The organism is Streptomyces sp. NPDC037290, assembly GCF_055603245.1.
This window is the reverse complement of sequence record NZ_JBVJVZ010000007.1, coordinates 267,318-268,729: the sequence shown is the minus strand read 5'-3', so window position 1 is coordinate 268,729 and position 1,412 is coordinate 267,318. Positions and strand designations below refer to the sequence as shown.

Annotated in this window: 2 protein-coding genes; both read left to right on the top strand. The window is 71.4% G+C overall.

Going from position 1 to position 1,412, the window contains the following annotated elements:
* Positions 1–171 precede the first annotated feature (171 nt).
* Entirely contained in the window at positions 172–993 is an 822-nt protein-coding gene (locus tag ACZ7HQ_RS25455) for a YceI family protein (protein WP_470994131.1), read from the top strand.
* A 49-nt stretch (positions 994–1,042) separates the two neighbouring features.
* Positions 1,043–1,412, top strand: a 370-nt coding sequence (locus tag ACZ7HQ_RS25450) for a PPOX class F420-dependent oxidoreductase (RefSeq protein ID WP_470994129.1), incomplete at its 3' end; no start/stop codon positions are given.

Genomic DNA, 1,412 nt, shown 5'->3' with positions numbered 1-1,412 from the left:
ATGCCCCGCCTCCTCCCCTATCAGTAGCTCAACACCCCACCACGCCCCTCCGCCCCCCCCTGCGCGCGATGCCACCCGCTCCCGTGGCGGGGCACGCTCCGAACGGAGGTGCCCCCGCCACGGGCCGGTCTCATACGACCAATTTGTAAGGCTTTGCAGGGAGAAAACGGGATGGGACTGACCGCGAAGATCCGTACGCGGGACGGGTGGGCCGTGTCGCACGCGGTCGTCACGGTGACCGACATGACGGGTACGCAGGTGCTGCGCGCCGAGGCGGATGCCGAGGGAGCCGTACGGGACGCCACCGAGCTGGCGCCAGGGGCGTACACGGTGATCGTGACGGCCGTCGGCTACGCGCCCGCGGCCTCCTCCGCGATCGTCACCGCGAGCGGCCGGGCCGAGGTCGGCACGATCACGCTGGCCCGGCAGGGCGGCACCGAACTGCCGCCGCCCGGGCCCTGGACCATCGACCCGGTGCACTCCTCGGTCGCCGCGGTCGCCCAGCACCTGGGGATCTCCAGCGTGCACGGCCGGTTCGCGGAGTTCGGCGGCACGATCGAGATCGCACCGGACGACGTGACCAAGTCCCGGGTGGAGGCGGTGATCAGGGCCGCGTCCGTCGACACGGGCAACGGCATGCGCGACGGGCACCTGAAGTCCGCGGACTTCCTCGACGTGGAGAACCACCCGGAGATCACCTACCGCTCGACGGGCCTGACCCAGTCGGGCTCCGACCGCTGGACGGTCCACGGCGAGCTGTCCATGCACGGCGTTGTCCGCCCGGTCGACCTGGACCTGGCCTACCTCGGCACCGGCGCCGACCCGTGGGGCGGCACACGCGCCGCGTTCCGCGCCACCGCCGAACTGCACCGCGAGGACTTCGCGATGAACTACAACCAGGTCCTCCAGGCGGGTATCGCGGCGATCGGCACGACGCTGAAGGTGGAGCTGGACATCCAGGCGGTGCAGGGCGACTCGCTGCCCCAGGCGTAGGCACAGCAGGGTCAGCCGTGGGGGCACGCACTGCCCCTAGGCTGACCCCATGGCACCGAACATCGCGACCAACACCCGTGTCTCGCCGGCCGAGCTGCTGGACTTTGTACGGCCCCGCCACCGCGCCCTGCTGATCACCCGCCGCACCGACGGCGGACCGCAGGCCTCCCCGCTGACCTGCGGGGTCGACGACTCGGGCCGGATCGTCGTCTCCACCTATCCCGAGCGCGCCAAGACCCGCAACGCCAAGCGCGACCCCCGGGTCAGCCTGGTCGTCCTGAGCGACGAGTGGAACGGCCCCTGGGTGCAGATCGACGGCACGGCCGAGGTCGTCGACACGCCGGACTCGGTGGAACCGCTCGTCGAGTACTACCGCAACATCGCCGGCGAACACCCCGACTGGGACGAGTACCGGGAGG

What these genes read in the sequence shown, in the direction of transcription:
- ACZ7HQ_RS25455 (WP_470994131.1), top strand. Translation starts at nt 172, where the DNA reads ATGGGACTGACCGCGAAGATCCGTACGCGGGACGGGTGGGCCGTGTCG.